The sequence below is a fragment of the Bradyrhizobium ontarionense genome, assembly GCF_021088345.1.
Lineage (GTDB): Bacteria > Pseudomonadota > Alphaproteobacteria > Rhizobiales > Xanthobacteraceae > Bradyrhizobium > Bradyrhizobium ontarionense.
This window is the reverse complement of the sequence record NZ_CP088156.1, coordinates 3,202,015-3,227,442: the sequence shown is the minus strand read 5'-3', so window position 1 is coordinate 3,227,442 and position 25,428 is coordinate 3,202,015. Positions and strand designations below refer to the sequence as shown.

Here is a 25,428-nt window from a genome sequence, read left to right as displayed (position 1 = left end):
AGCTTCGCTCGCGCTGAGAGGTCGGGTTGCATCGTCAGATGCAATCCGGGTGAGGGGGTACAGGTTTCGCAAGTCGCACCGCTCGTGCATCGGCCCCTCACCCCGACCCTCTCCCCGTAAGAACGGGGAGAGGGAGCGCACCGCATTCGGTGCTAGAGCTTTTGATCGCTCTGGCAGAAAGGTTTGAGCCATGGACAATATCGCATGGATGGCCTGGACGCTGCCGAGCGCGATCTTCTTCGTTCTGCTGGCCTGCACGCTCGGGGTCATGACGTGGCTTGCTGCGGCCTATCCGGAGGCGGAGCGGGTCGGCGTGTTGCGGATTCCGACCACGCGCGGCGACCGCCTGTTCATTTCGCTGATCACTGCCGCCGTCATTCATCTGGTGTGGATCGCACTGGTCGGGACCGACGCCATCGCCAGCGTACCGCTCGGCGAAAACAGTTTTGAGATTTCGAGCCTGTGGCTCGCAAGCGCGATTTCGTTGGCGTCGGCCGTGGCGATCTTCCGCACCGTCTGAGGCGAACGAATTGGAGCAGATCCGGGAGCAACCCGGGCCTGAAGAAGTCTGTCACTGCAATGGAGGAACACCATGCAATATCTGCCTGAAGGGAAGAAGCCCTTGCCCAGGGCCAACGCCTCGAAGACCAGGGCGTTGATGATGACGAGCGCATTCGCGCTGATGGCGGCGTCGGCTGCGCTCACCGCGCCCGCCTACGCCGATGAGGCCGCGGCGAAGAAGTGGATCGACAGCGAATTTCAGCCTTCGACGCTGTCGAAGGACGACCAGCTGAAGGAGATGCAGTGGTTCATCAAGGCCGCTGCCCCCTTCAAGGGCATGGACATCAACGTGGTGTCGGAAACCCTGACCACGCATGAATATGAATCCAAGACGCTGGCCAAGGCGTTCGAGGAAATCACCGGCATCAAGGTCAAGCACGACATCATCCAGGAGGGTGACGTCGTCGAGAAGATCCAGACCCAGATGCAGTCCGGCAAGAACGTCTATGACGGCTGGATCAACGACTCCGACTTCATCGGCACGCACTTCCGCTACGGCCAGGCCGTCGACCTCACGGAGTGGATGAAGGGCGAGGCCAAGGACGTCACCAATCCCGGGCTCGACGTCGACGACTTCATCGGCAAGTCGTTCACGACCGCGCCGAACGGCCATCTCTATCAGCTGCCTGACCAGCAGTTCGCCAACCTCTATTGGTTCCGCTACGACTGGTTCACCAACGCGGACTACAAGGCCAAGTTCAAGGCCAAGTATGGCTACGACCTCGGCGTGCCCGTGAACTGGTCGGCCTATGAGGACATCGCCGATTTCTTCACCAACGACGTCAAGGAGATCAACGGCGTCAAGGTCTATGGCCACATGGACTATGGCAAGAAGGATCCCTCGCTCGGCTGGCGCTTCACCGATGCCTGGCTGTCGATGGCCGGCAACGGCGACAAGGGCCTCCCGAACGGCCTGCCGGTCGACGAATGGGGCATCCGCATGGAAGGCTGCCGTCCGGTCGGCTCCTCGGTCGAGCGTGGCGGCGACGTCAACGGCCCGGCTGCTGTCTACTCGATCGCCAAATATCTCGACTGGATGAAGAAGTATGCTCCGCCGCAGGCGCAGGGCATGACCTTCTCCGAGTCGGGCCCGGTGCCGTCGCAGGGCAACGTCGCCCAGCAGATCTTCTGGTACACCGCCTTCACCGCCGACATGGTCAAGCCCGGCCTGCCGGTGATGAACGCCGACGGCACGCCGAAATGGCGCATGGCCCCGTCGCCGCACGGCTCGTACTGGAAGGACGGCATGAAGCTCGGCTACCAGGACGTCGGCTCCGCGACGCTCCTGAAGTCGACCCCGGCGGATCGCCGCAAGGCCGCCTGGCTCTACCTGCAGTTCATCGTCTCCAAGTCGGTGTCGCTGAAGAAGAGCCATGTCGGTCTCACCTTCATCCGCGAATCCGACATCTGGGACAAGTCGTTCACCGAGCGTGCGCCGAAGCTCGGCGGCCTGATCGAGTTCTACCGCTCGCCCGCCCGCGTGCAGTGGACCCCGACCGGCAACAACGTGCCCGACTATCCGAAGCTGGCGCAGCTGTGGTGGCAGAACATCGGCGATGCGTCGTCCGGTGCGAAGACCCCGCAAGCCGCGATGGATGCGCTCGCAGCCGCTCAGGACTCCGTCCTCGAGCGTCTAGAGAAGTCCAAAGTCCAGGGCGACTGCGGTCCGAAGCTGAACAAGAAGGAGTCGGCCGAGTACTGGTTCAACAAGTCGGCCAAGGACGGCAACATCGCTCCGCAGCGCAAGCTCGCCAACGAGAAGCCGAAGGGCGAGACCATCGACTACGACACGCTGATCAAGTCGTGGCCGGCCAGCCCGCCGAAGCGCGCGGACGCGAAGTAAGGTCCGCGTCGTCAACTCCACCGTGGCACCTCGGATCTGGTGCTGACGGCTGTGTTGACAGGATGCCCCGCCTGCGTGGGGCATGACGGTGGAGAAACACGAAAGGCCGGGAGCAATCCCGGCCTTTTGCATTCCCACGCTCCGTCGCCGTTGCGAAGCGCAACGTGACGAAGCAATCGAGCCACAAGAACGATTCGGGATTGCCTCCGCCGTCGCCCGCCGGGCTATGGCCGACAAGTCGCTTTCGCTCGCAATGACGGCTACAATCATCACCTCGCTCGCCGTCACGGAGGAGACGCCATGCGCATGGTCTTTCGCTGCGATCCCGCGCTGATCGATCACCTGCCGCGGCCGGTGGCTGCGCGGACGGCCTTGCCCGACTGGCTGCGCCGGATGCCGGCGCAGGCATTTTCCGACCTGCATGGCCGCGACATTCGTACCGTCAAGCAGTGCCCGCCATTCGTCGATGCGATGGCCCATGGCGTGATGATCCTGCTGCCTTGCGACGTCAGGGTGAGCCGTGGAACGTTCTCATGGGATTGGGACGTTCCGGCTGCTGCGACCGCAGGGCATCCCCGTGCACCACTCAGCTTTCACGTCGCCGCGCAATTCGAGGGCGCCCCGTTTGCGCGAGATCGGCAGGCGGCCATCAAGTTCAACAGCTTCTGGACCATCGAATGTCCTGAGGGCTGGTCGCTGTTTGCGACCCACCCGGTCAATCGCGACGACCTGCCGTTCCGGACCGTGACCGGTCTCGTCGATGCCGACCGTTTCCACGACGGCGGCATCAACTTTCCGGCGCTGTGGATCGCGCCCGATTTTTGCGGCGTGGTGCCGAAGGGCACTCCGGTCGCGCAATGTTTTCCGGTGCCGCGCGAGGCGCCGGAACTCGTGTTCGAGCCGTTCGACGCGGATCACGCAATCGCCTATTCCAGGACCGTTGCACAGGTGCTGGCTGCACCGAATGTCTATCGCAAGCGGTTTCGCGCTCGGCGCGGCCGGTCAACGCGTTAAGGCAAGCCGCAACGCGGCTTCGTCGAGCCACAGCCTTCCATGCGCGGCGGACGTCAGCGCCATCGCGATCGAGCCGAACATCTGTGGCCGCAGCCGGTAGGCCGTTTGATAGAATTGCATCGCCGCGTCCGCATCGCCGCTTTCCTGCAATACGATCCCCAGATTGAGCGCGCTTTCGGCGTGATCGGGATTGAGCGCCAGTGCCTTCCTGTAGGCCGTTGCCGCGCCGCTATAATCGCGCTGATCCTGGCGGACCAAGCCGAGATCGAACCACGCGGAAGCCGGAGCGTCGCCCGACGTCGCCTGCTCGAGGTAGGAGGCGGCGCAAGCGAGATCGCCGTCCTCGAACGCGAACCGGCCGAGCCGCGCGGCGGCTTCGCCATGATCAGGCACGACTTTGAGGATCGCCTGCCAGGCGTTGCGGGCCTGGGCGCGATCGCCAGCCTGGTCGAGGATGCGCGCCTTCTCCACGAAGGCTTCGCGCTGCGGCGCCAACGCCAACGCACGATCGACATGGTCGAGGGCGGCGGCGTAGTCCTTGTCGGCGCGGCAAATGCGCGCGGCGAGGAGTTGCGCGGCCGCGTTGTCGGGGCGCCTCGCCAGGCTCGCCGCGACGTGGAAGCGCGCCGCGGCGATCTCCTGGCGCGACAGCAGCACCGCAGCCAACAGGTGGCTGAACATCGGCTCGCCGGGGGCGCGCGCAAGCTCCTGCTCGCACAGCCGACGCGCCTCATCGATGCGGCCGGCATTGAAGCTGGCTGCAGCGCGGCGCACGATGTCCTCGGGTGCGGACGGCATGTGACGACGTTATCGCGTTCCCCGAAGCGAGGGAATCGGCGTTTGCCGAATGCAGCCGACCCCCGCCGGAGATGGGGTATTCCCGTTCCATCCGGGAATTCTTCCCGGTCTACATGGGATATATTCCAAGCGCCAAGTGCCTTGAAGCAGGCGACAACAGGCGGCACTCTTTCAAAATCGGGATGGTCGCCGTCTTCGCCGCGACTTTGCCCCAAGGACGCGAAACAACAAGGCCTCGACACGATCTGACGCCATCGAAGCCGGCCGCGCGCTTTCTCCTGAAGCGCAGGGTCTGCGACGCGAGCCAGCGGCGGGATCGTGATCACCAATCTCACGGGGCCATCGAGGGAGTACGACAATGGACCAGGCACACATCGCCAGTCTCGCGAGCACGCTGCCGGAGGCGTTGTCACCCTGGACCATGTTCATGCAGGCCGACATCGTCGTGAAGGCGGTCATGATCGGGCTGGCGCTGGCGTCGGTTGCGACCTGGACCGTGCTGGTCGTGAAGACGATCCAGCTCCGCTCGGCTCTGCGCACCGCCCGCAGCGCGCTTGGGGGCGCAGTCGCTGCGCGGTCCTTGTCCGACGCGACGGGACGCATTTCCGCTGAAGACGGTGTGGTGGGGCGCCTGCTCGCCGTCGCCGAGGACGAGATCGACAAGTCGCGCGGTCTGCCCGCTGACGGCATCAAGGAGCGCGTCGCCTGGCAGTTCGAGCGGATCGAGGCGGCCGCCGTCGCGCGGATCGGCCGCGGCATCGGCATTCTCGCCACTGTCGGCGCCGTCGGGCCCTTCGTCGGCCTGTTCGGCACGGTCTGGGGCATCATGAACAGCTTCATCGGCATCTCGCATGCCCACACGACCAATCTCGCGGTGGTCGCGCCGGGCATCGCTGAGGCGCTGCTCGCCACCGCCTTCGGCCTCGCCGCCGCGATTCCCGCGGTCGTCATCTACAATCTGTTCGCGCGCGCCACCGGCGGCTATCGCGCCGTCATCGCCGATGCGTCGGTCGCGGTGATGCGCCTGATCAGCCGCGATCTCGACCGGCAGCACGCAGGCCCGGCCGAGGCGCGGCGCAGCGCCATCCGCGCGGTCGATGCACCGATGCTGTCGATCGCCAATCCGGCGGAGTGAGCCATGGCCGTCAAGCTCGCCCGGCGCACCGACGAATTCGAAGAGACGCACGACATCAACGTGACGCCGTTCATCGACGTCATGCTGGTGCTGCTGATCATCTTCATGGTCGCAGCGCCGCTCGCGACCGTCGACATCCCGGTCAACCTGCCGGCCGTTTCAGCCGAGCCGCAGCCGCGCGCGGAGACGCCGATCTTCGTCACCTTCAAGGCCGACCGCTCACTCGCGGTCGGCGACCAGAGCGTCGAACAGGCTGATATCGCCGCGTCGCTCGATGCCGCGACCAAGTCCGATCATGAGCAGCGCGTGCTGCTGCGCGCCGATCAGACGCTGCCCTATGGCGAGGTGATGGCGCTGATGAACACGCTGCGCCGCGCCGGTTATGTGAAGGTGGCGCTGGTCGCGTTGGAAGACCGGAGCAGCCCGTGAGCGTGCTGACGCTCGATCCGTTCGAACCGGAGGAGGGCCGGGAGCGCGCGCTGTGGACGGTCGCCGCGCTGGTGGTGGCCGGGCTGCATGTCGGCCTCGCCGTCGGCTATTTGTTGTTGCGTCCGGCGCCAGAGGGGCGCGCGGAAGCGCCGGCCTTCGACGTCGTGTTCACGCCAGCGGTGGTGAGCGAAACGGCCCCTGCAGCGCAAGACGCGCCGACGGCCGAGCCGACCCCGCCGGTCGAGCCGCCGAAGGAAGAGCCGGTCAAGGAAGAACCTGTCGCACGCGAAGCCGTGGCCGAGCCCGTCCCGCAGCCGGTGCCGGAAGTGCTGCCGTCGCCCGAGCCCGTGCCGCAGGTCACGCTCGCGCCCGAGCCGCCGCGCGCGGACGAATTGGTGTTGCCGCCTCCGCCGCCGCCGAAGCCTATTGAGGCCAAACCGCCGGAGACGAAGCCGGTCGCCGTGCCCGAGCGCGCCGAACGCGGGCCGGTCGAGAAGGAAAGGGCCGAGAGGAAGCCCGCGCCGAAGCCGGCCGCTGCGCCAGCCAGCCGGCCCTCACGTGTGGCGTCGGCGCCCAATCCGGGCGAGGACAGCGTCGGCGCGCGCGATGGGCAGGCCAGCTGGAATGCCGAGATGGTGGCGCACATCCGCCGTTACGTCGCCTATCCATCCGATGGCAATGGTGCGAGCGGCACAGTCATGGTGAGTATTGTCATCGACCGCAACGGCCGGCTGGTGTCGCGCCGGCTCGCCGGTAGCTCGGGCTCACCGGCACTGGATCGCGCGGCGCTGTCCATCATCGAACGCGCGGCCCCGTTTCCGCGCTTTCCCCCAGTCATGAAACAGGCGCAGGAGTCGCGAACGGTGCCTCTGCATATGAGGCCGCGCTGAGCGGCCTCATCACGTCATCACTTACAACTCACTTCGAGCATTCGGTCAGATCCGTGTCGCGCACGACGAACTGCGCGCCTTCCTTGAGCTCGATGTTCTTGGCGACGCAGGTGCGGCCGGCCTTGTCGGCGAGCTTGATGTCGTAGCGGCCCGATTTGACGCCGACCAGGGTCATGCGCTCGTTGTGGTCGACCTCGCCTTCGTCGTCGTTCTTGCACTGGTCCGCACCCCAGGTTTTGGTGCCGACGGCAGCCAGGTACATCTTCACGATGGTCTGTCCGGTGCGGTTGAGAAAGCGCGGGCCGTCCTCGGCATTGGCGGCAGAGCCGGCCAGGATCAGAAGCGCGCAGGCGGTGACGAGGCGACGCATGACGAGTGTCCTTGTTCTTATGATTGAGGATGAGATGAAGGGGGCTGCAACCGGGCCGGTCAGAAATCCTTGCCGATGCTGGTCTTGAGCGCGAGGCCGCGCGAGGCGTTGGTCAGGCCGTAGCCTATGCCGAAGCTGAACTCGAAGCCCTTGAAGCGCGTGTCGGCGACGGCATAGAGCGTCTGCATCTGCTGGTTCCAGGGCAGGATGTGGCCGAGCGGTCCGAGGTTGGAGAAATGCTCGATGCCGACGGTCCAGCGGTCGCTGAGGCGCTTGACGAAACGGATCGACGGCTCGAAGGCCGAGCCGGCGCCGTCGATGCCGAAGGTCATGTTGGCGTTGAAGATCAGCTGATAGTCGTTGGGCAGGTTGACGCCGATGATCGGCGTGAACATCTGCGCCACCCGTGGCGTGGCCTCCTGCACGAAACGCGGTGCACCCGGCTGACCCGCCCCGGCCTTGTTGGCGACCCACAGATCCGGCGTGAGTCCGCCCTGCGGCGCCAGGATGGTGCGCGAAACGAGGCCGACGAACACCGTGCGCTCGAGCCGGTCGCCCTGGATGAAGGTCTGGCGAATGGTCACGCCGCCGGACTGGAATGAGTAGCCCGGCACGCCGTTGTCCATCACATTGCCCATCGCCATCGGCACGTTGGCGCGCGCTAAGGCGTAAGGCGAGGTCAGTGCGATCTCGTACCATTCGGTCGGCGAGTAGCCGATCTCGGTCTCGCCGGTGAGCGCCCGCTGGGGGACGCGGCGGCCACCGTTCTGCTGCTGCGGATTGAAGGTCGTGACATAGCCGAAGCGCTGCTCGACCTGGAAATGACCAGGAGATGCCGGGTCGTTGCCCTGGATTTCCTCAGCGGCTGCGCCGAACGGCGCCAGCAGGAGGACACCGCCGACCATGCACCATCGCGATCGTTTTTGTTGTCGTCTTGCGACGTCGTCCGGCTGCATGTCCCCGCACTCCCTCAGCAAATGAGCTAACGAGTGCGCGCGGCGAAAACATGCGGCGGTCTCGGCTGAAAGGTGACGCGATCGGGAAACGATCAGTTGCGTCTTGCCCCATTTGCCGTGTCCGCATCTGTATCAGTGGGAATAGGGATGTTTTGGCAAGCCGAACGGGACATTTTGACCGGGACAATATGGCGGCCGACTCGCAAATGAATCTCAGCACGGCGATGAATGTGGCGCGTTGCAAACACATTGACGTCACAGAGCGATGGAAAATCCGCGTTGCAACATCCGCCGCCGAGAGCCGGATAGCCAGAGATCGGACGCGCAGTGCCTCAAGCTATCGACCATCGTCGCCGCAATTCCGCCCGGCCCATCAGCCTGCGCGTGATTGTCACTCTCGCCATCTCCGTCTTCGTGCTCGCGGATGGGCGCGCTTTCGCGCGGGAGCCGCGGCTGCAGAACGAGTTCGAATCCTGGTGGAAGCAGACGCAAGCCAGCAAGAGCACCGCCAAGAAGACCAGTGAGCCGACGGCACGTAGCGGGCCCAGGCGCGTCCGTGCCGCTAAGCAGGGACGTCTCGCTGCGAACGCCCGGGCCGAGGCGCGAGAGTCCACGAGCTCCGCTTCGGAGACTCCCTGGCGCGACCGACCCGGGAGATATTTCCTGCACGGTCCCAGGTTTTGATCCCGATTGCGGTCGATAATTTCCCGGACGTCCTCTCTGTTGCACTTGCGAAATTGCAGCGCCTCACTTAGGTCAAAGTGGTACGTGTCGCGTCGCCTGCGAAGCCGGCGACGCTCGGATACGTTTTTACCGCACCATTCATCGCCGCCCCGTCGGACGGCGGAGACAAAGGATCAATTCGATGAATTGGAAACTTATGATGGCGGCAGCCGCCTTGGGCTTGGCCGCGATCGCCGGCACCACGACGATGGCTGCGAGTGCGCCGGCCGCCTCGAAGCTGCTGACCTCGATCGACCCCGACAAGGACGGCACCGCCGATCTGAACGAGGTCCGTGCCGCAGCCGGTGCCCTGTTCGACCGTCTGGACCGCGACCACGACGGCACGCTCGACGCGAAGGAACTGCGCGGCCGGGTCTCGGCCAAGGATCTCAAGGCGGCTGATCCCGACAATGACGGCACGCTGACCAAGGACGAGTATCTTGCGCTGGTGGCCAGCCGCTTCAAGGCAGCCGATCCCGACAATGACGGCACGCTCGATTCGAAAGAGCTGAAGTCGGTGGCCAAGCTGGTGAAGTGAGACCCGGACGACGTGGGTGCATCAGCGTTCTGTGGTGCAGACCCGCGATGCCGACGGCAGAAGGCCTGCGACGGGATGGTCGCAGGCCTTTGTCTTTGAATTTGGGTCTTTGAATTTGACTGCCCGATCATGGTTCGATGGTTGATCCATCCCGTCGATCGCGGTCTCCGTAGTAGAATTTACTCAGGTCGGGACCTGACGCGGGACATCTCTACGGCCAGGCGAACGAGGTCCGGCAGACTGCGCGCGCCGACCTTCTGCCGCAGCCGGTAGGTCAGGTTAATGACCGTCTTGTAGCTGATCCCCAGTTGCTCCGCGATCGCCTGATAGGATTTCGCCTCCGCCAGCAACGCGAGAGCCTGTTGCTCGCGCGGCGTCAATGCGGCCGCTGCTGGTCCGCCCGACTCTGTTCGCAACAGGGCAATCCGGGTCGCCAGTTGCGCATCCAGATAGGAGCCGCCAGCCCGAACCCGTTCCAGCGCCTTCGGCAGCTCCTGCGGCGGAGCGTCCTTGAGCAGATAGCCGTTGGCGCCGGCGTCGAGGGCCGAGCGAACGACCCGCGGATCGCCGTGCATGCTGAAGACCAGGATTTTCGCGCGCGGATCATGGGCGCGCATGCGCTCGATCAGGCCGATTCCGTCCCACTCCTGGCCCTGCAGGCGAAGGTCGACGACCGTAACGTCCGGCCGATCGCGCAAATAGGCTTCGTAGCCGCCATCAGCGTCATGCGCCTCGAACACGGACGCGATCCCGGCCTCTTTCAGCAGCCAGCGGCAGGCCGTGATGACGACCGGGTGATCGTCGACCAGCAGAACGCGATACATCCGATCCAGGTCTCGCCCTTGGGCGTGGTTTGCGCCGACGTTGCTCTCCATGCTGGTTCCCTTGGAAACCACGAAGACGTGCGACAATGCGGCCGAGAAACGAAAATAGCACGGCGAAACGATCGCCAGTTTCCGGATGCGGGAAGATTGTCCCTAGTTGGTGAAGAATATTCCCCGTTGCGACGAAGATTGCCGCTGTTTACCAATGTTTACCGTTCGTAATCGTGTGAATCGACCGGCTTCGAGTGAGGGGAGGCTCAGGGGCGTGAGCTGACGCTTGAACCGGTCGACAAGAAACTGGGGGACGTCTTGACCAGACTCTCGGCGCTGAAGAGCGCGCTTCTCGCTACATGTGCGTTACTACCTTCAATTGCGTTTGCGCAACAAACACTCCAGACCATCGAGGTGGTCGGTGTCTCGCCGGTTCCGGGGAGCGAGATCGCCAAGGACAAGATTCCGTCCAACGTCGAAACCATCGGGGCGAAGGAGCTCGATCACAGCCGTGCGCCGTCGCTGCTCGACGGCATGCTGCAGTCGATGCCGGGCGTCTCCCTCAGCGACCAGACCGGCAACGCGTTCCAGCGCGACCTCAACTACCGCGGTGCAACAGCATCGCCGGTGCTCGGCACGCCGCAGGGCATTGCCGTCTATCAGAACGGCACCCGCATCAACGAGGCGTTTGGCGACGTCGTGAACTGGGACCTGATCCCGGAGATGGCGATCGCGCGCATGACGCTGCAGCCGAACAACCCGCTGTTCGGTCTCAACGCCACCGGCGGTGCGCTGTCGATCGAGATGAAGAACGGCTTCACCTATCAGGGCGCCGAGACCCAGCTGTTCGGCGGCTCCTTTGGCCGCATCCAGTCGGGCGCCCAATACGGCTGGAACAACGGCACCTACTCGGCCTACTTCGCTGCTGAAGGCGCCTTTGATCGCGGCTGGCGCGACTTCTCGTCGCAGTCGCAGGTCCGGCGCATGTATGCCGATATCGGCGCGCGCGGCGACCAGACCGAGTTCCACCTCTCCTTCACCGGGGCCGACAACAAGCTCGGCTCGGTGGCGGCGACGCCGATCGAGATGCTGAACCAGCGCTGGTCCAGCGTCTACACCTGGCCGCAGTCGCTGCATCTGCAGATGCAGATGGTGCAGGCCAGCGCGAAGTGGACGCCGACCGATACGCTCTCGTTCCAGGCCAACGGCTACTACCGCAACTACAAGTCGGCGCGCGTCGACGGCAACGCCACTGAGGCGGCTGCTTGCGATCCGGCTGGAGCCTTTCCTGGAGAGTTCTGTCTGACGGACGCTGCTGGCGCCGAGGTTCAAATCAACCGAAATGGCCCGACCGCCAACACGTTGGCCGGAGATCTTGCGCTCGGCGAGATCGACCGCAACCAGGTCAAGACCACGAGCTATGGCGGATCGCTGCAGGCGACATCGACCACGCAGCTGTTCGGCCACGACAACCATTTCGTCGTCGGCGCCAGCGTCGATCACGGCAACACCAACTTCTCGGCGACGTCGGAGCTCGGCACCGTCGACAACAATCTCTTCGTGACCGGCCTCGGCGTCTACATCGATCAGCCGGCGGCCGACATCTCACCGGTCAATCTGAACGCCAAGAACACCTATCTCGGCATCTACGCGACCAACACCTTCGACATCACCTCGCAACTGGCGTTCACGGCCGGCGGCCGCTTCAACTGGGCGCAGATCAACCTGCGCGACCAGACCGGCCTGGCGCCGCTCCTGAACAGCGACAACAATTTCCAGCGCTTCAATCCCGTGGTCGGCCTGACCTACAAGATCACGCCGAACATGACAGCCTATGCCGGCTACTCCGAAGCCAACCGCGCGCCGACCCCGCTCGAGCTCGGCTGTTCCGATCCCGCCAACCCCTGTCTGATCGACAACTTCCTGATCGCCGATCCGCCGCTCAAGCAGGTGGTGTCGCGCACCATCGAAGGCGGTCTGCGCGGCGAGATTTCCGGCGGCGGCTCGGCGTATGCCGCGGCGCCGCCGGCCTATCGCAAGGCGCCGGTCAAGGCGGTGTCGGTCGACGACGGCTGGCGGCTGCGCTGGGGCCTCAGCGTCTTCCGCACCGAGAACTCCGACGACATCATCAACGTCGTCGATCCGGCGAACCCCGTGCGCGGCTATTTCAAGAATGCCGGCACCACCCTGCGCCAGGGCGTCGAGGCCAAGCTCGATCTGACCTGGAACCGGTGGAGCGCCTACGCCAACTACACCTTCATCGATGCGACGTTCCGCAGCGCCTTCGACGTCAACGACCCGTTCCTGGGCGTGGCTGTCGGCGTCGTGTCCGGGAACCACATCCCCGGCATTCCGGCGCATCGCCTGAAGCTCGGGGCCGAATATGCCGTGACCGATGCCTGGAAGGTCGGGGCGAGCGTCAACTATGTCGGCAGCCAGTATCTGCTGCACGACGAGACCAACGTCTATCCGAAGGTCCCGGCCTACTGGGTCGTCAACGTGAATACGTCCTATCAGGTGACCAAGAATGTCGAGGTGTTCGGTCTGATACAGAACCTGTTCAACCAACGCTACTACTCGGCAGGCACCGTGTTCGACCCGGGCGGTTTCAATACCTCGGGCGGCAATACCGCCTTCGCCTTCAACGATCCGCGTAGCATGGTGCCGGGCATGCCGCTCGCAGCCTACGCAGGTATCAAAGCGAAGTTCTGAGTTTCGCGGACGAACGACCAGCGATCGCAGGCGCATCTGCGCCGCGCCACGGCAGCCCCCCACCGTGGCAAAAAGGCCGGGAGAAATCCCGGCCTTTTTTGTTTGTCTTGTCCGCCGCGGGTCGTTGCTCCATGCGGAAGTGGCGGGTGTGAGCACGGCTCTGCCGGGACGTTGCGGTGTTGCAAGGTGCTCGCATTGCAATAAGGTTTGCATCTTTCGCGAGAGAGAAAAAAGATCATGGCATAGGTAGTAGTAATTAGTCGTTCGATGTCGGGACTAATTCTATTATTAGTTGGAGTTTGTCCCTAAGGTTCCGAGAAACTTTCGCCTTGCTGGTTCCCGCCAATGTTTCGATACAATTGGCCACCAACAAGAATGCGCATGTCATGCGCAAATTGGGGCGTCAGGTGAAATCAAGAACCAGAAAGCGCGGCGAAGCAGCTGCCGCAAGTTTCGTATTGTTGTCGACGTGGATGGCTGCGGGCGCCGCGAAGGCCGAATGTACGACGCCGGGCGTCACGGTCAACTGCAGCGGGAGCATCAGCTCCGCGATCACGGTGTATGACGCGGCGGCTGCGACCGCGACCCCCTCCAGCGGCGGCAATGGCTACACGCCGGCCAACCCGGCTTTCCCGGCCACCGGCTATAATCCGAACCCGCCGACAGCGACCATCACGCTCGATTCGACCGCGAATCGCAGCCTCACGACCAACACCCAGGCCGGCCTTGCAGATCGCGGCATGATCGCGGCCAATTTCTCCAACGACGAAGACCCGGCCGTCAACAACGTGATCATCAACAATGCCGGATGGCTCAGCCTCACGACGAGCCAGCTGAGCGCCGGACGCCTTCACGTCATCGTCGCCGACAGCCAGGTCAACAAGTTCACCATCAACAACACCGGCACCTTGGCCGTCACCCAGAACTTCTTCGGTACGTTCGATCCGACGAAGCTGACCGTCTCGGCCGGGACGACCGCTTCGGGGCGGTACAATGGGACGAGTCTGGCCGTCATCTCGGCGCTCTATTCCGACGACAACACCAACAGCTTCATTCTGAACAACCGGGCCGGCGGCACGGTCTCGGCGACCGGCAACTACGCGGCCGCCTACTACGGACGGGCCGATACCACGATCACCAACTCCGGCACCATTGCCAACACCAGCTGGACTGCGGCGAGCCGGTTCTACGACGGCCATTGGGCGATCGCCGCGTTCGCCGGCGCCGAGTTCGAGACGATCCCTGGCAGCAATCCGGATTCGCCGCTCTACAAGTTCGACTCCAGCGGCAACGTGACCGTGACCGAGACCAAGGCGTTGACCGTGACCAATAACGCCAGCGGTGTCATCAAGGGTGACATCCTGGCGCTCGATACCAATCCGCTGACCACGGCCGCCGGCTTGGCTGCAGGATCGACGTTTCCGCTGACGGGCAGCGGCTCGAATTCGGGCCCGCGTGACAGCGTCATCGCCAATGCCGGGCTGATCCAGGGCAACATCTATCTCGGCTCGGGCGAGCACGACGTCAGCAACAGCGGCACCATCTCGGGATCGATCTCGGTCGACCAGAGCGCGTCGCGGGGATCGTTCACCAAGGGGACCGCGGGCACGGTCGAAGGGACGTTCAGCAGCTCCGGGACCGGCACCGACGCCAATGGCAACGCCTGTCCGACCGCGGGCACCAACACGACCGATCCGCTCTGCGCCGCCACGACCAACGGCGCCGCGAACTTCTTCGGAGCGCGCACCTTCAACCTGGTCAATACCGGCACGCTCGGTGGCGACATCACCATCAATGATCAGGAGGGCGCCACCAACACCATTCTGTTCAAGGGCACCGGCTTCAGTGGCAACGTCGTGGCGCAGACCGGCCTCGGCAGCAATTCGCTGACGCTCGACGGCGTGACCAGCCTTTCCAGCATAGTCAATTTCGGCATGCTCGACCTGATGACGTCGCAGGTCACCGTCGGCGGCGCGGCCGGCGTGCAGCTCGTCGACGGCGCAGTGCTGCGGACCACGATCTTCGGACCGGGCGGCACCGCTGCGGCCCCGTCGACCAACATCGGCAACATCACGGGCACTGTGACCTTCGCGGGCGCCGGGACGATCGCGCCCACGCTGGCAGGCATCGTGCGCAATGGCGACGTCTACCGGGTGGCGACATCGGCGTCGGCGTCGCCGCTCGACGTCGACTTCTCCAGCGCCCTGGTCGGTTTCAGCGCCGATACGTCGACCGGCGCGCTGCTGTTGAATGCTGCGGTCAGGTCGCCCGCGACGATTGCCGGCATCTCGCCGGGCAGCCTAGCGGCGCTGAACGGCCTGTTCGGCTACGGCGGCAGCAACGCACAGGTGCAGGCGTTGGGCGGCGCGGTGCAGAGCCTGGGAACGGATCGGGAGGTGCGCAACGCCGGCGACCAGCTGCGTCCGTTCGTGAACGGAGCGCAGACCCAGGTCCCGCTCGCCACCGCATCGCTGTTCCAGGGGCAGATCGACAACCGTCTGACGGCAGCGGCCGCGGGACCGTCTGCCAACTCGCGCGTGGCCTCGGCCTTCGCGGCCGACACCGATGCGCTGACATCGATGCTGATGGCCTATGGTGCGATCAAGGCGCGTCCGGCGTTGAAGGCGCCTGCCATCGTGCCGGAGCCCGAGCGGACCGTCTGGGGCAGCCTGATCGGCACCAACACGTCGCAGCATGACGTGGCCGGCGTCGCTGGCTATTCGGGCAACACCGGCGGATTGGTCGCCGGCATCGACCAGCGGATCGACGCCGCGTTCCGCGTCGGCGCCGCGTTCGGCTACGCCACCAGCGCGATGGACGACAAGACGGCCGCCGGAGACGCGGTCGGCATCCAGCACTATCAGGGCACGGTGTACGGTTCCTACGTGCAGCCGTCCTGGTATCTCAACGGCTCTGCCGGCGTCGCGCTGGTCGACTACACGACCACGCGCCGCGTCGCCTTTGCGGGCTTCACCGACACCGTCTCGGGCAGCCACAAGGGATGGCTGACCCTGGCTCGTGCCGAGTTCGGCATGCCGGTCAAGGTGGATCAGGCGGTGCTGACGCCGTTTGCCGGCGTGACCTTCGCCCATCTCGATCAGCAGGCCTATACGGAGACGAGCGCCGCGGGAGCAGCGCTTGCGATCGCCAAGCAGACCACCAACTCGGTGCGCTCCAACCTCGGCTTCCGTTCGACCGTCCCGCTGCTGGTCACCGCGACCTATGGCTTCGGCCTGGAGACGCTGGCGGCGTGGCGGCACGAGTTTGGCAACACGGCGCAGAACGTGACGGCCGGCTTCGCCGGAGGCGCCGGCACGTTCTTCGCGGCCGGTCCGTCGCCCGAGCGCAACATGGCCGAGCTCGGTGCCGCGCTCAAGCTGGTGGCGTTCGGCGAGCGCCAGTCGATCTCGCTCGGCTACAACGCCGTGCTGGGCAGCCAGTATCTCGAGCAGTCAGCGGTGCTGAAGGTGCGCGCGGAGTTTTGAGCACGCCTGCATCTGCAGGCGGCGTCCGACAGTCAAAAGGCCGGGAGCAATCCCGGCCTTTTCGATGTTGTACGCGGTCATCGCGTACAGCGCGGCGCGTCCGTCGGCTCGTAGAGCAATCGAATATGACGATCAGAGTCTCTGCCGGCTCTTTCCGCGTCGTCATGGCCGGGTTTGTCCTGGCCATCCACGTCGTCCGGGCCTGGTTAGAAAGACGTGGATGCCCGGGACGAGCCCACGGCTGTCCGGTTTAGTTTTTAGCATATACTTAGGCTCAACTGGCGGTCATCTTGCCTGGCTGGCGGGGGCCGATCGAGTAGTCGATCGATCCGCTTGCGATGCATGAGGTTTTGCGTGATCAGACCTGTAAACGTCTGCAGGCTCTTGACGCTGTTTTGCAGCTTATGGGTCGCGCGCAGCAACAGATGAGCGATCAGCGCCACGGCGATCTGGATGCGAATGGCGTTCTCGGAGGTTCCGAGAAAGTGGCGGATCTTCAGCGTATGTTTGACCCAGCGAAAGAACAGCTCGATCTGCCAACGGCGCTTATAGAGATCGGCGATTTCATCGGCCGATGCATCGAGATCATTGGTGACGATGCGCAGGATTTTTCCGGTTTCCGTAGAGATCCTGATCTCTCTGACAGGATCCTGGAACGGGTTCTTTCGGGACGCTGCGAGCCTCGCAGGCAGGAGGCCGACACGGTCAGACAGGACGGAAGAGTCTTTCGGGATCTTGTTCTCGGTCACATTTCTGAGCTTGGTATTGGCTTTGAGACGGGTAACGAGACGACACCCTTGCTTGTTGAGCTCGGCCCACCAGCCGTAATCATAGTAACCAAGATCGAAGACGTAGGTGGCGCCTAGGCGGATCGGAAGAGACTTCGCCATGGTGATGTCGTTGACGTTTCCCGCGGTCAACTCAGCCGAGGTTGGATTCTCGGTATCTGGATTATAGACGATGTGCAGCTTGAAGCAGTTGATGCCGCGGCTGAACTTGGCCCAGTCGGCACTGAGCGAGTTCAGGGAAAATCTGGTCGAATCGATCAGATAGACCGCATCCGCGACTTCACCTGCCAGCTTCCGTTCACAGCTTTTCATCATCTCGGCCAGAAGCCCGGTGAAGACCTCATAGGGCCGCCGAGCATTGGCATCAGCCAGCGTGGAACGCGAAACCTCCTTTGCGCCAACGTGATAGAGCCGCGCTGCGTGGCTCTCGAAGGACGCTTCAATGGCACGCAGGCTCTCCGCGCGAGCCAGTTGGCCATAAAGCAGAGCGAGAAACTGGTTCTGGGTACTGAGCCGGCGCACGCGCTTGTTCGCCCGATGTGTTTCCACAAGCCGGTCGAAATCCCTCCACGGAACAAGCTTCTGCAGCGCGTGAAATACAGTATTGTGGTGGCGCATGGCGGGACCTTCCTGGCGTGTCTCGAACATTTGGCGATGCTCAAGACCGCAGAAGAATCCACGCCATGCGCCTTGTCCACTCATTCTAAACCGGACAGCCGTGGGACGAGCCCGGGCATGACGAGTACCTAATTCCTGGCTTGCTCGCTGCGCCCAATTATGTGCCAGCCGGTAGGGCGGGCAAAGGTGCGCCTGCGAAATGCTGCGTCATCCGAGATGCATCGTGCGCCGTGCTCACCGCGGTCGATGTGGCATGGTGGGCACGCGCCATCTGACGGCGGCGCTTTGCCCTCCCTGCGCAGGTCGTGGGCCGCATCGAGCGTCGATCGGTCTGTTCAAAGCCGGCGTCGGGCAATTCTCCCGCTGTCCCGGTGAACGAGATTACAGCGTCCTCTTGGAATTTGCGCAGTCGGCCGATTAGTTGCCGACAATCATCGTTTGCTGCGAACTTCCGCCACAGATGTCGACGAGCTATTGCGCAGCTGTCGCATCGGGCAACGAGGTGGTGGACATGATTGACGGATCCTCGATGATTGAATCGATCATCTCCTCTCTGTCGAATATCCCTCGTCGGCCTGTCTTCATTCGTTGGGCGCGAGCGACGATCTCAGTAGTTGCTCTCGCAGGCGGTCTGGGTGTGCATTCCCTGCTGTTACCCGACGCGACGGCTCGCGATCTCGATGGGCGCTATGCGAATTCGCCGCTCAAGGGCTGGTTCGAGAAGTTGCGTTCCGGCAAGGGGCCGTGCTGCTCGGATGCCGACGGGACAGCGCTCTCGGACATCGATTGGGACATGAAGGATGGCCACTACCGCGTGCGCATCGAAGGCCTGTGGTGGAACGTTCCGGAAGAGGCGGTCGTCACCGAGCCCAATCGCGCAGGCCGGACGATGGTGTGGCCCGTCTACTATCGCGAGCTCAATACCGGGCTTCGTATCGAAGTGCGCTGCTTCCTGCCGGGAAGCATGACCTGATTGGGATCGTCAATGGCGGTGTCAAAAAGGCCGGGAGCAATCCCGGCCTTTTCTTTCATGGTCGCCTGGGGGGCTTCGCGCTACTCGGCCGCTTGCGAGGCCTTCAGGGTCGGATAGTCCGTGTAACCCTTCTCGCCGCCGCCATAGAGCGTGGCACGGTCGAGCTCGTTGAGCGGCGCGTCCGATTTGAGCCGCTCGACCAGATCGGGGTTGGAGATGAACGGCTTGCCGAAGGCGATCAGGTCGGCCGCATCAGTCGCGAGCACCTTGTTCGCGAGTGCGAGGTCGTAGCCGTTGTTGGCGATGTAGGCGCCCTTGAACCGCTTGCGGAGCGACGCGTAGTCGAACGGAGCATTGTCACGCGGTCCGCCGGTGGCGCCCTCGATGACATGAATATAGACGAGGTTCAGCGCACTGAGCTGGTCGACGATGTAGTCGAACAGCGGTTGCGGGGTGGAATCCGAGACGTCGTTGGCGGGCGTCACCGGCGACAGGCGGATGCCGGTCTTCTCCGGCCCGATCGCGCCGGACACGGCCTTGGCGACTTCGAGCATCAGCCGGGCCCGGTTCTCGATCGAGCCGCCATAGGCGTCGCTGCGCTTGTTGGCGCCGTCCTTGGCGAACTGGTCGAGCAGATAGCCGTTGGCGCCATGGATCTCGACGCCGTCGAAGCCGGCCTCGACCGCATTGAGCGCGGCCTGCTTGAAGGCCTCGACGATGCCGGGGATTTCCGCCAGTTCCAGCGCGCGCGGCGTGGAGACGTCGGTGAAGGTGCCGCCGACGAAGGTCTTGGTCTTGGCGGCAAGGGCCGAGGGCGCGACCGGCGCGCCGCCGTTCGGCTGCAGCGATACGTGCGAGATGCGGCCGACGTGCCAGAGCTGGATGAAGATGCGGCCGCCCTTGGCATGCACGGCATCGGTCACCTTGCGCCAGCCGGCGATCTGCTCCTTCGAATAGATGCCGGGCGTGTCCTGATAGCCCTGGCCCTGTTGCGAGACCTGGCTCGCTTCGGTGATCAAGAGGCCGGCGCTGGCGCGCTGGCCGTAATAGTCGACGGCCAACGGGCTCGGGACCAGGCCCTCGACCGCGCGGTTCCGCGTCAGCGGCGCCATCACGACGCGATTGGCCAGGGTGACCGGACCCAGCTTGTACGGCTCGAAAAGTTTGGATGTGCTCATCGGATTCGTTTCCACAAAAAGGGATCGGTGCAGGTCAGTTGTGCATTGCGGCAGACGGCGCAATGGCGCGAGCTATTCGATTTTGCGGGGGTATACAGCGCAGCCGGGATGCGGAGGATATCGTGCTGGCAGCGCCAAGCCGGCAGCATGTCCGTGCTACGACTGGCTGCTTTGACAGAGGCAGGCTGGTCGCTGGTGCCTCACGGCTGAAAACGGCGACGCCGGGCCTTGTGGACGGCGTCGCCGCCGGCCGCGAAGCTCAGGCCACCCCGAGAAAATCCCGTTTTCCGATCTCGACGCCGTTATGTCGAAGAATGCCATGGGCAATCGCGGCGTGGAAATAGAAGTTCGGAAATGAGACGCGGTTGACGAACTCCTGGCCCTTCAACGTCATGCTGGTAGTCGCCCCGGTCGGAAAGGTGACGTCGCGGCTGTCCGCGCCCTCGAATTGCGCTGGCGTGAAACGCTTCAGATAATCGACGGTGTTGGCGAGCCGCTGGCGCAGCTCGGCAAAGCTGGTCTCGGTGTCGGGGGTGACAGGCACCTCGCTCTGGGTGAGGCGGGCACAACCCTTGGCGGCGAAATCGGAGGCGAGCTGGATCTGCTTCGAAAGCGGCAGCATATCGGGATAGAGCCGGGACCCGAGCAGCACCTCGGGCTGAATTTTCTTGGTCTCGCAATGGGCTTCGGCCTTGGTCAGCAGGCCGGAGAGGCTGGTGAGGATCTGCAGGTAGGCCGGGACGGTGGCGTCATAAAAGGACATGTGATGCTCTCGCTGAAGGAGACGTCGCAATGAAGCGCCCCACGCAGATGGGGCTGCCTCCAAGAGAATGCAACTGCATCTTTCTAAGCTTGCGCGCGATTTTGGAAGATTCTTCCCGGCTCGATGTGGAGGCGTTTCGCCACTCTCATGATCGCTCCGCATCGTGACCTGAGCGGCCGGCCAACGCACGCGCCGCGCGGGCAGCTTGTCGAGCGACCAGTGCAGCGATATCGTGACGCGCGGTCCACTCGAGAAGTCCGAAAAGGTCGGGGCCGCAAAGATCGCCAGGGAGGAGAGTTTCATGACATCCGGCATTCGCATCGTGGCTTGCTGCGCCGTCGTCAGCACCATCATCGGCGGGTCGGCGTTCGCCGACACGAGCGGCAAGAAGATCGCGTTTTCGAACAACTATGCCGGCAACTCCTGGCGCCAGGCGATGCTCAAGAGCTATGAGATCGTCACCAAGAAGGCGGTCGTCGACAAGGTCGTCGCTGCCGCCGACGTGTTCACCACTGCCGACAAGGATGTGCCGACTCAGGCGGCGCAGATCCAGAACCTGATTCTGCAGGGTTATGACGCGATCGTCATCAATGCATCTTCGCCTGACGCCTTGAATGGCGCTGTCAAACAGGCCTGCGATGCCGGCATCGTGGTGGTGTCGTTCGACGGCATCGTCACCGAGCCCTGCGCCTACCGCGTCGTCGTCGACTTCAAGGCCATGGGAAATCAGGAAGTCGAGCAGATGGCCAAGTTCCAGCCTAAGGGCGGCAATTTGCTCGAGATCCGCGGCCTTGCCGGGACCTCGATCGACGACGCCATTCACGCCGGCATTCTCGAAGGCGTCAAGGCGCATCCGCAGTTCAAGATCGTGAGCTCGGTGACCGGCGATTGGGATCAGACGACAGCCCAGAAGGCGGTCGCGACCGTGCTGCCGTCGCTGCCCGACGTCGTCGGCGTCGTCGACCAGGGCGGCGACGGCTATGGAGCGGCCCAGGCGTTCGCCGCCGCCGGCAAGCCGCGCCCCACCATCATCATGGGTAACCGGCAGGACGAGCTGCAGTGGTGGAAGGAGCAGAAGGCCAAGGACGGCTACACCACGTGGTCCGCCTCGATCGCCCCGGGCGTGTCGACCTTGGCCTTCTGGGTCGCTCAGCAGGTGCTGGACGGCAACAAGACCATCCCTCACGATCTGCTGGTGCCTTATCTGGCTTTCACGCAGGACAATTTCGAGACTGAACTGCCCAACATCCCCAAGGGCAGCGTCGCGAGCCACGAATATACCCGAGAGGAAGCGGTCGCGGCGATCAAAGCCAACATGAAGTGACGGCTGAACGGGGCGCGGTTCGCAGGACGCAGGGGCCGAATGACCGCTACCAGCCCTGAACTCGTCAGGCTGAACGGCATCGAAAAACATTTCGGTGCCGTTCGTGCGCTCGGCGGCGTCGATCTCGCGCTCGGTCGGGGCGAATGCCTCGGGCTCGTTGGACACAATGGCGCGGGCAAGTCGACCTTGATGCACATCCTCGCCGGCACCGCCGTTGCCGATCGCGGACATCTCGCGCTCGGAGGCGAAGTGCCGTCCGGCTATTCGCCTGGCCTCGCCAAGAAGCTCGGCGTCCGCTGCGTGTTCCAGGAACTCTCGCTCTGTCCGAACCTGACCGTGGCCGAGAACACCCGCATCTTCCATCCTTCGCTCACCGGCTTCAACTGGCGCCGAAAGGCGGGCCGGCTGATCCTCGACAAGCTCGACGCGATCTTCCCCGGTCACGGCATCGGCGCGTCCGATCTGGTACAGGACCTTCCGATCGGACGACGCCAGATGGTCGAGGTCGCGCGCGCCTTCACGATGACCGACGAGCCGGTGCGGCTGGTCATCCTCGATGAGCCGACCTCCTCATTGGACGCCCACACCGCCGGACAGCTGCTCGGCTTCATGCGCCGCGTCGTCGCCGAAGGCGTCAGCTTCATCTTCATTTCACATCTGCTTGGCGAGGTGCTCGCGAACTGCGATCGCATCGCGGTGATGCGTGATGGCAGGACAGTTGCCGATGCAAGCGCTGCGGCGTTCGATCGCGACAAGCTGGTCGCGGCGATGGGCGATGTCGAGGTTCATGCGCGCGAGGCTCATCGGGGCGAGGGCCGCGCCCGCGGGCAATCGCCGCTCCGCGTGCGTGCGCGCCCGAAGCGGCAGAGCGGCGTCGGCGACCTGGTGGCGCATGAGGGCGAGATCATCGGTCTCGCCGGTCTTGCCGGACACGGCCAGACCGAGCTGCTGCTCGCGATCTTCTCGGCGGCGACGCGCGCTGTGACCGGCGTGGAGGTCACCGCGAGCGTGGCCCTGGTCGCGGGCGACCGCCAGGCCGACGGCGTCTTCCCGCTATGGTCGATTGCCGAAAACATTGGCGTGTGCTCGCTGGCAAGCCTGCGCGAGGGCCTCCTGATCTCGCGCCGGCGCGAAGACGCGCTGGCCGCGCTCTGGCGCGACAAGATCAGGATCCGTACGCCCGACGTTCACGACAACATCCTCTCCCTGTCCGGAGGTAATCAGCAGAAGGCGTTGTTTGCCCGCGCGCTCGGCTCCGACGCGCGCATCGTGCTAATGGACGATCCGATGCGCGGCGTCGACGTCGGTACCAAGCGCGAGGTCTATGATCTGATCCGGCAGGAGGCGGATTCCGGCCGCACTTTTTTGTGGTACACCACCGAGACCGACGAATTGAAGCAGTGCGACCACGTCTATGTGTTTCGCAACGGGGCCATCGTTGCTGACCTCACGCGCAATGAGTTGACCGAGGAGAAGGTCATCCAGTCCTCGTTTGCGGAAGCGAGCTGAGATCATGAGCTCCCGGAGCGCATCGGCGAAAGGGGCTTTGCCCGTCCTCGGGGCGCGCAACATGCCGCGACTCCTGCGCGCATTGCTGCCGGCTCTGTCGCTTGCGCTGGTGCTGGCGGGCATCGCCTGGCTCAACCCGCGGGCCATCAGCTATTTCGGCTTCACGCTGATGCTCAACCTCGCGGTGCCGATTGCGCTCGCCACGATCGCGCAGATGTTCGTCATCGCCGGCAACGACCTCGATCTGTCGATCGGCGCATTCGTCGGCTTCGTCGGCTGCGTCACGGCGACATGGTTGCGCGAGACGCCACTGCTCGGGGCCATCACGCTGCTCGGCTGCATCGGTGTTTACGCAGGCCTCGGCGCACTGATCCATCTGCGCAATCTGCCCTCGATCGTCGTGACCCTCGGCATGAGCTTCGTCTGGCAGGGACTGGCCATCCTGATGCTGCCGAAGCCCGGCGGCAAGGCGCCGGACTGGTTGCTCGCCGTTGTGAAATTCAAGCCGCCATTCGTGCCATTCCCGATCGTCGCCGCGGTACTGATCGCAGCGCTCGCCTATGTCGGCCTGATGCGCACCTCCTATGGCGCGGTTCTGCGTGGCTCCGGCGGCAATGCGGTCGCGATCGGCCGTGCCGGCTGGTCGCTGCTGAAGGCGAAGATGACCCTGTTCGCCTGTGCCGGCCTGTTCGGTGTGCTCTCAGGCCTTGCGCTGATCGGCACCACGACCTCGGCCGACGCCAACATCGGCAACGGCTATACGCTGCTGTCCATCGCAGGCGTCATTCTTGGCGGCGGCGAATTCGTCGGCGGTCGCGTCTCGCCAATCGGCGCTGTCATCGGCGCCTTGACCCTGGCACTTGCGGCCTCGCCGCTCCTCACCTTCATGCGCATTCCGCCGGACTGGCAGGTCGCGGCCAACGGCATCATTCTGATCACCGTGCTCGCCGCCCGTGTGCTGATCAGCAGAAAGGACGCGGAGGGATGAGGGACGTGCTCGGCAGGACGCTCGCCAGACCTTGGATATGGTCGTTCATCGGCGCCCTCTCGGTCTGGCTGGCGGCCATCTCCTTCACCGGCGGTCATGGCGGCGGCGGCATGCTGACGGCTGCGCTCTCGCTCGCGGTGTTCACGATCGTGGTCGGTGTCGGCCAGATGTTCGTCATCACGCTCGGGCCAGGGAATGTCGACCTGTCGTTGCCCGCCAACATCGGGCTTGCCAGCGCCGTGGCGATGACGGTGATGGCCGGCGAGGACAGCCGCATCGCGCTCGGGCTGCTCGCCGCCCTTGCATGCGGCGCGGCGATCGGAACGGTCAACTACCTGCTGATCTGGGCGTTGCGGATCCCGCCGATCATCGCGACCTTGTCGGCGAGCTTCGTCATCCAGTCGATCGATATCAGCTATGGCCGCGGGCTTCAGATCAAGCCGCCGACCGGCTTTGCCGACTTCACCAACGTCCAGGTCTTTGGCATCCCGATCCTGGCGATCCTGATCCTGCTGTTCACGATGGGGGCGAGTCTCCTGCTGCAACGGACGGTGTTCGGCCGCTCGGTCCTTGCGATCGGACAGAACATGCGCGCCGCGCGGCTGGCCGGCATCCGCGTCAATCGGGTGCGCTTTGCGACTTATGTCCTGTCCGGGACGCTCGGAGGCATCGACGGCGCGCTGCTGGCCGGCTACTTCCGCGGCGCCAACGTCGACATCGGCAACGAATATCTCCTGGCCTCGATCGCGGTCGTCGTGATCGGCGGTACGTCGGTTGCCGGCGGGCGAGCCAACATTCCCGGTCTCTGGGGCGCGGCGTTGTTCCTGGTGCTGCTGCTGACCATGCTCAACACGTTCGGCGTCAGCGCGGGTGTTCGCCTGGTCCTGACCGGGCTCATCATCGTGGCGGTCATTACCGCGGCCGGCGGGGCCGAAGCGGCGCGTTGAGCGCGATCTCTGCTCCCGGAAGGTAGCTTTTCTGGAGACGGTCCTGTATCGGGGCGGAAGCTGGTAGGTCC

Annotated in this window: 21 protein-coding genes; 14 read left to right on the top strand and 7 right to left on the bottom strand. The window is 64.3% G+C overall.

Translation table 11 applies throughout. The features are described 5' to 3' along the window. The first annotated feature begins 190 nt into the window (after positions 1-190). The 3 genes from LQG66_RS14565 (at position 191) to LQG66_RS14555 (ending at position 3,418) form a co-directional block, all read left to right on the top strand. Entirely contained in the window at positions 191-520 is a 330-nt protein-coding gene (locus LQG66_RS14565; protein ID WP_231326903.1) for a DUF2160 domain-containing protein, read from the top strand. Positions 521-661: 141 nt separating this feature from the next. Beyond that, complete coding sequence (locus LQG66_RS14560) at positions 662-2,404, top strand: ABC transporter substrate-binding protein (protein ID WP_231327784.1); 1,743 nt, start codon at positions 662-664, stop codon at positions 2,402-2,404. A 300-nt stretch (positions 2,405-2,704) separates the two neighbouring features. Then, on the top strand, positions 2,705-3,418 hold the full coding sequence (locus tag LQG66_RS14555; protein ID WP_231326902.1) for a hypothetical protein: 714 nt from the start codon (positions 2,705-2,707) through the stop codon (positions 3,416-3,418). On the opposite strand, the gene LQG66_RS14550 is transcribed toward LQG66_RS14555, so the two are convergent. Continuing rightward, positions 3,407-4,216: a tetratricopeptide repeat protein gene (locus LQG66_RS14550; protein ID WP_231326901.1), complete on the bottom strand. Its 810-nt coding sequence runs from the start codon at positions 4,214-4,216 to the stop codon at positions 3,407-3,409. The genes LQG66_RS14555 and LQG66_RS14550 overlap by 12 nt on opposite strands. A 358-nt stretch (positions 4,217-4,574) precedes the next feature. On the opposite strand from LQG66_RS14550, the gene exbB reads away from it, so the two are divergent. From exbB to tolA, 3 genes are read left to right on the top strand one after another with little or no spacing between them, the layout of a single operon-like run. Continuing rightward, positions 4,575-5,351, top strand: coding sequence for a tonB-system energizer ExbB (gene exbB / locus LQG66_RS14545; RefSeq protein ID WP_231326900.1), 777 nt, complete (start codon positions 4,575-4,577; stop codon positions 5,349-5,351). A 3-nt stretch (positions 5,352-5,354) separates the two neighbouring features. Beyond that, on the top strand, positions 5,355-5,780 hold the full coding sequence (gene exbD, locus LQG66_RS14540) for a TonB system transport protein ExbD (protein ID WP_231326899.1): 426 nt from the start codon (positions 5,355-5,357) through the stop codon (positions 5,778-5,780). Beyond that, positions 5,777-6,670, top strand: coding sequence for a cell envelope integrity protein TolA (tolA, locus tag LQG66_RS14535; protein ID WP_231326898.1), 894 nt, complete (start codon positions 5,777-5,779; stop codon positions 6,668-6,670). Before exbD ends, tolA begins: the two co-directional genes overlap by 4 nt. A 28-nt stretch (positions 6,671-6,698) precedes the next feature. Here the strand turns inward: tolA and LQG66_RS14530 are convergent, their stop codons facing one another. Together LQG66_RS14530 and LQG66_RS14525 are read right to left on the bottom strand one after the other, a co-directional pair. After that, positions 6,699-7,040: a hypothetical protein gene (locus LQG66_RS14530; protein WP_231326897.1), complete on the bottom strand. Its 342-nt coding sequence runs from the start codon at positions 7,038-7,040 to the stop codon at positions 6,699-6,701. Positions 7,041-7,099: 59 nt separating this feature from the next. Further along, complete coding sequence (locus tag LQG66_RS14525; protein ID WP_231326896.1) at positions 7,100-7,945, bottom strand: hypothetical protein; 846 nt, start codon at positions 7,943-7,945, stop codon at positions 7,100-7,102. Between the two features lie 916 nt (positions 7,946-8,861). Between LQG66_RS14525 and lanM the strand changes: the two genes are divergently transcribed. Beyond that, the gene (gene lanM / locus LQG66_RS14520; RefSeq protein ID WP_231326895.1) at positions 8,862-9,257 is read left to right on the top strand and encodes a lanmodulin LanM; all 396 of its coding nucleotides are present in this window, start codon (positions 8,862-8,864) and stop codon (positions 9,255-9,257) included. A 179-nt stretch (positions 9,258-9,436) separates the two neighbouring features. On the opposite strand, the gene LQG66_RS14515 is transcribed toward lanM, so the two are convergent. Further along, positions 9,437-10,081, bottom strand: a complete 645-nt coding sequence (locus LQG66_RS14515; RefSeq protein ID WP_231326894.1) for a response regulator transcription factor — start codon at positions 10,079-10,081, stop codon at positions 9,437-9,439. Positions 10,082-10,390: 309 nt separating this feature from the next. On the opposite strand from LQG66_RS14515, the gene LQG66_RS14510 reads away from it, so the two are divergent. Together LQG66_RS14510 and LQG66_RS14505 are read left to right on the top strand one after the other, a co-directional pair. After that, positions 10,391-12,784, top strand: coding sequence for a TonB-dependent receptor (locus tag LQG66_RS14510; RefSeq protein ID WP_231326893.1), 2,394 nt, complete (start codon positions 10,391-10,393; stop codon positions 12,782-12,784). A 473-nt stretch (positions 12,785-13,257) separates the two neighbouring features. Beyond that, on the top strand, positions 13,258-16,269 hold the full coding sequence (locus LQG66_RS14505; RefSeq protein ID WP_231326892.1) for an autotransporter outer membrane beta-barrel domain-containing protein: 3,012 nt from the start codon (positions 13,258-13,260) through the stop codon (positions 16,267-16,269). Between the two features lie 257 nt (positions 16,270-16,526). Here the strand turns inward: LQG66_RS14505 and LQG66_RS14500 are convergent, their stop codons facing one another. Then, positions 16,527-17,675: an IS4 family transposase gene (locus LQG66_RS14500; RefSeq protein ID WP_231327783.1), complete on the bottom strand. Its 1,149-nt coding sequence runs from the start codon at positions 17,673-17,675 to the stop codon at positions 16,527-16,529. Between the two features lie 604 nt (positions 17,676-18,279). Here LQG66_RS14500 and LQG66_RS14495 point away from each other — a divergent pair. Next, positions 18,280-18,648 carry a hypothetical protein gene (locus LQG66_RS14495; protein WP_425601339.1) on the top strand — a complete coding sequence of 123 codons (369 nt, stop codon included), beginning with the start codon at positions 18,280-18,282 and terminating at the stop codon, positions 18,646-18,648. 80 nt (positions 18,649-18,728) lie between these two features. Here the strand turns inward: LQG66_RS14495 and LQG66_RS14490 are convergent, their stop codons facing one another. Together LQG66_RS14490 and LQG66_RS14485 are read right to left on the bottom strand one after the other, a co-directional pair. Beyond that, on the bottom strand, positions 18,729-19,826 hold the full coding sequence (locus tag LQG66_RS14490) for an alkene reductase (RefSeq protein WP_231326891.1): 1,098 nt from the start codon (positions 19,824-19,826) through the stop codon (positions 18,729-18,731). A 259-nt stretch (positions 19,827-20,085) separates the two neighbouring features. After that, positions 20,086-20,589 carry a DUF1993 domain-containing protein gene (locus LQG66_RS14485; RefSeq protein ID WP_231326890.1) on the bottom strand — a complete coding sequence of 168 codons (504 nt, stop codon included), beginning with the start codon at positions 20,587-20,589 and terminating at the stop codon, positions 20,086-20,088. A gap of 301 nt (positions 20,590-20,890) precedes the next feature. Here LQG66_RS14485 and LQG66_RS14480 point away from each other — a divergent pair, with 301 nt between their 5' ends. The 4 genes from LQG66_RS14480 to LQG66_RS14465 all read left to right on the top strand — a co-directional run bounded on the left by LQG66_RS14480 (position 20,891) and on the right by LQG66_RS14465 (position 25,357). Continuing rightward, positions 20,891-21,913 (top strand): substrate-binding domain-containing protein, encoded by a 1,023-nt coding sequence (locus LQG66_RS14480; RefSeq protein ID WP_231326889.1) that lies wholly within the window; start codon positions 20,891-20,893, stop codon positions 21,911-21,913. A gap of 39 nt (positions 21,914-21,952) precedes the next feature. Then, positions 21,953-23,422, top strand: coding sequence for a sugar ABC transporter ATP-binding protein (locus LQG66_RS14475; protein WP_231326888.1), 1,470 nt, complete (start codon positions 21,953-21,955; stop codon positions 23,420-23,422). 61 nt (positions 23,423-23,483) lie between these two features. Further along, positions 23,484-24,410, top strand: coding sequence for an ABC transporter permease (locus tag LQG66_RS14470; RefSeq protein ID WP_425601313.1), 927 nt, complete (start codon positions 23,484-23,486; stop codon positions 24,408-24,410). Continuing rightward, positions 24,407-25,357 carry an ABC transporter permease gene (locus tag LQG66_RS14465; protein WP_231326886.1) on the top strand — a complete coding sequence of 317 codons (951 nt, stop codon included), beginning with the start codon at positions 24,407-24,409 and terminating at the stop codon, positions 25,355-25,357. The genes LQG66_RS14470 and LQG66_RS14465 overlap by 4 nt, the downstream gene beginning before the upstream one ends. Positions 25,358-25,428 lie beyond the last annotated feature (71 nt).

Excerpts from the sequence above, each read along its gene's own strand:
- lanM (WP_231326895.1), top strand. The coding sequence starts at position 8,862 with ATGAATTGGAAACTTATGATGGCGGCAGCCGCCTTGGGCTTGGCCGCG.
- exbD (WP_231326899.1), top strand. The coding sequence starts at position 5,355 with ATGGCCGTCAAGCTCGCCCGGCGCACCGACGAATTCGAAGAGACGCAC.
- LQG66_RS14480 (WP_231326889.1), top strand. The coding sequence starts at position 20,891 with ATGACATCCGGCATTCGCATCGTGGCTTGCTGCGCCGTCGTCAGCACC.
- LQG66_RS14530 (WP_231326897.1), bottom strand. The coding sequence starts at position 7,040 with ATGCGTCGCCTCGTCACCGCCTGCGCGCTTCTGATCCTGGCCGGCTCT.
- LQG66_RS14550 (WP_231326901.1), bottom strand. The coding sequence starts at position 4,216 with ATGCCGTCCGCACCCGAGGACATCGTGCGCCGCGCTGCAGCCAGCTTC.
- LQG66_RS14565 (WP_231326903.1), top strand. The coding sequence starts at position 191 with ATGGACAATATCGCATGGATGGCCTGGACGCTGCCGAGCGCGATCTTC.
- LQG66_RS14505 (WP_231326892.1), top strand. The coding sequence starts at position 13,258 with ATGGCTGCGGGCGCCGCGAAGGCCGAATGTACGACGCCGGGCGTCACG.
- LQG66_RS14515 (WP_231326894.1), bottom strand. The coding sequence starts at position 10,081 with ATGTATCGCGTTCTGCTGGTCGACGATCACCCGGTCGTCATCACGGCC.
- LQG66_RS14475 (WP_231326888.1), top strand. The coding sequence starts at position 21,953 with ATGACCGCTACCAGCCCTGAACTCGTCAGGCTGAACGGCATCGAAAAA.
- LQG66_RS14525 (WP_231326896.1), bottom strand. The coding sequence starts at position 7,945 with ATGGTCGGCGGTGTCCTCCTGCTGGCGCCGTTCGGCGCAGCCGCTGAG.
- LQG66_RS14500 (WP_231327783.1), bottom strand. The coding sequence starts at position 17,675 with ATGCGCCACCACAATACTGTATTTCACGCGCTGCAGAAGCTTGTTCCG.
- LQG66_RS14560 (WP_231327784.1), top strand. The coding sequence starts at position 662 with ATGACGAGCGCATTCGCGCTGATGGCGGCGTCGGCTGCGCTCACCGCG.
- LQG66_RS14485 (WP_231326890.1), bottom strand. The coding sequence starts at position 20,589 with ATGTCCTTTTATGACGCCACCGTCCCGGCCTACCTGCAGATCCTCACC.
- exbB (WP_231326900.1), top strand. The coding sequence starts at position 4,575 with ATGGACCAGGCACACATCGCCAGTCTCGCGAGCACGCTGCCGGAGGCG.
- LQG66_RS14470 (WP_425601313.1), top strand. The coding sequence starts at position 23,484 with ATGCCGCGACTCCTGCGCGCATTGCTGCCGGCTCTGTCGCTTGCGCTG.
- LQG66_RS14465 (WP_231326886.1), top strand. The coding sequence starts at position 24,407 with ATGAGGGACGTGCTCGGCAGGACGCTCGCCAGACCTTGGATATGGTCG.
- LQG66_RS14490 (WP_231326891.1), bottom strand. The coding sequence starts at position 19,826 with ATGAGCACATCCAAACTTTTCGAGCCGTACAAGCTGGGTCCGGTCACC.
- LQG66_RS14555 (WP_231326902.1), top strand. The coding sequence starts at position 2,705 with ATGCGCATGGTCTTTCGCTGCGATCCCGCGCTGATCGATCACCTGCCG.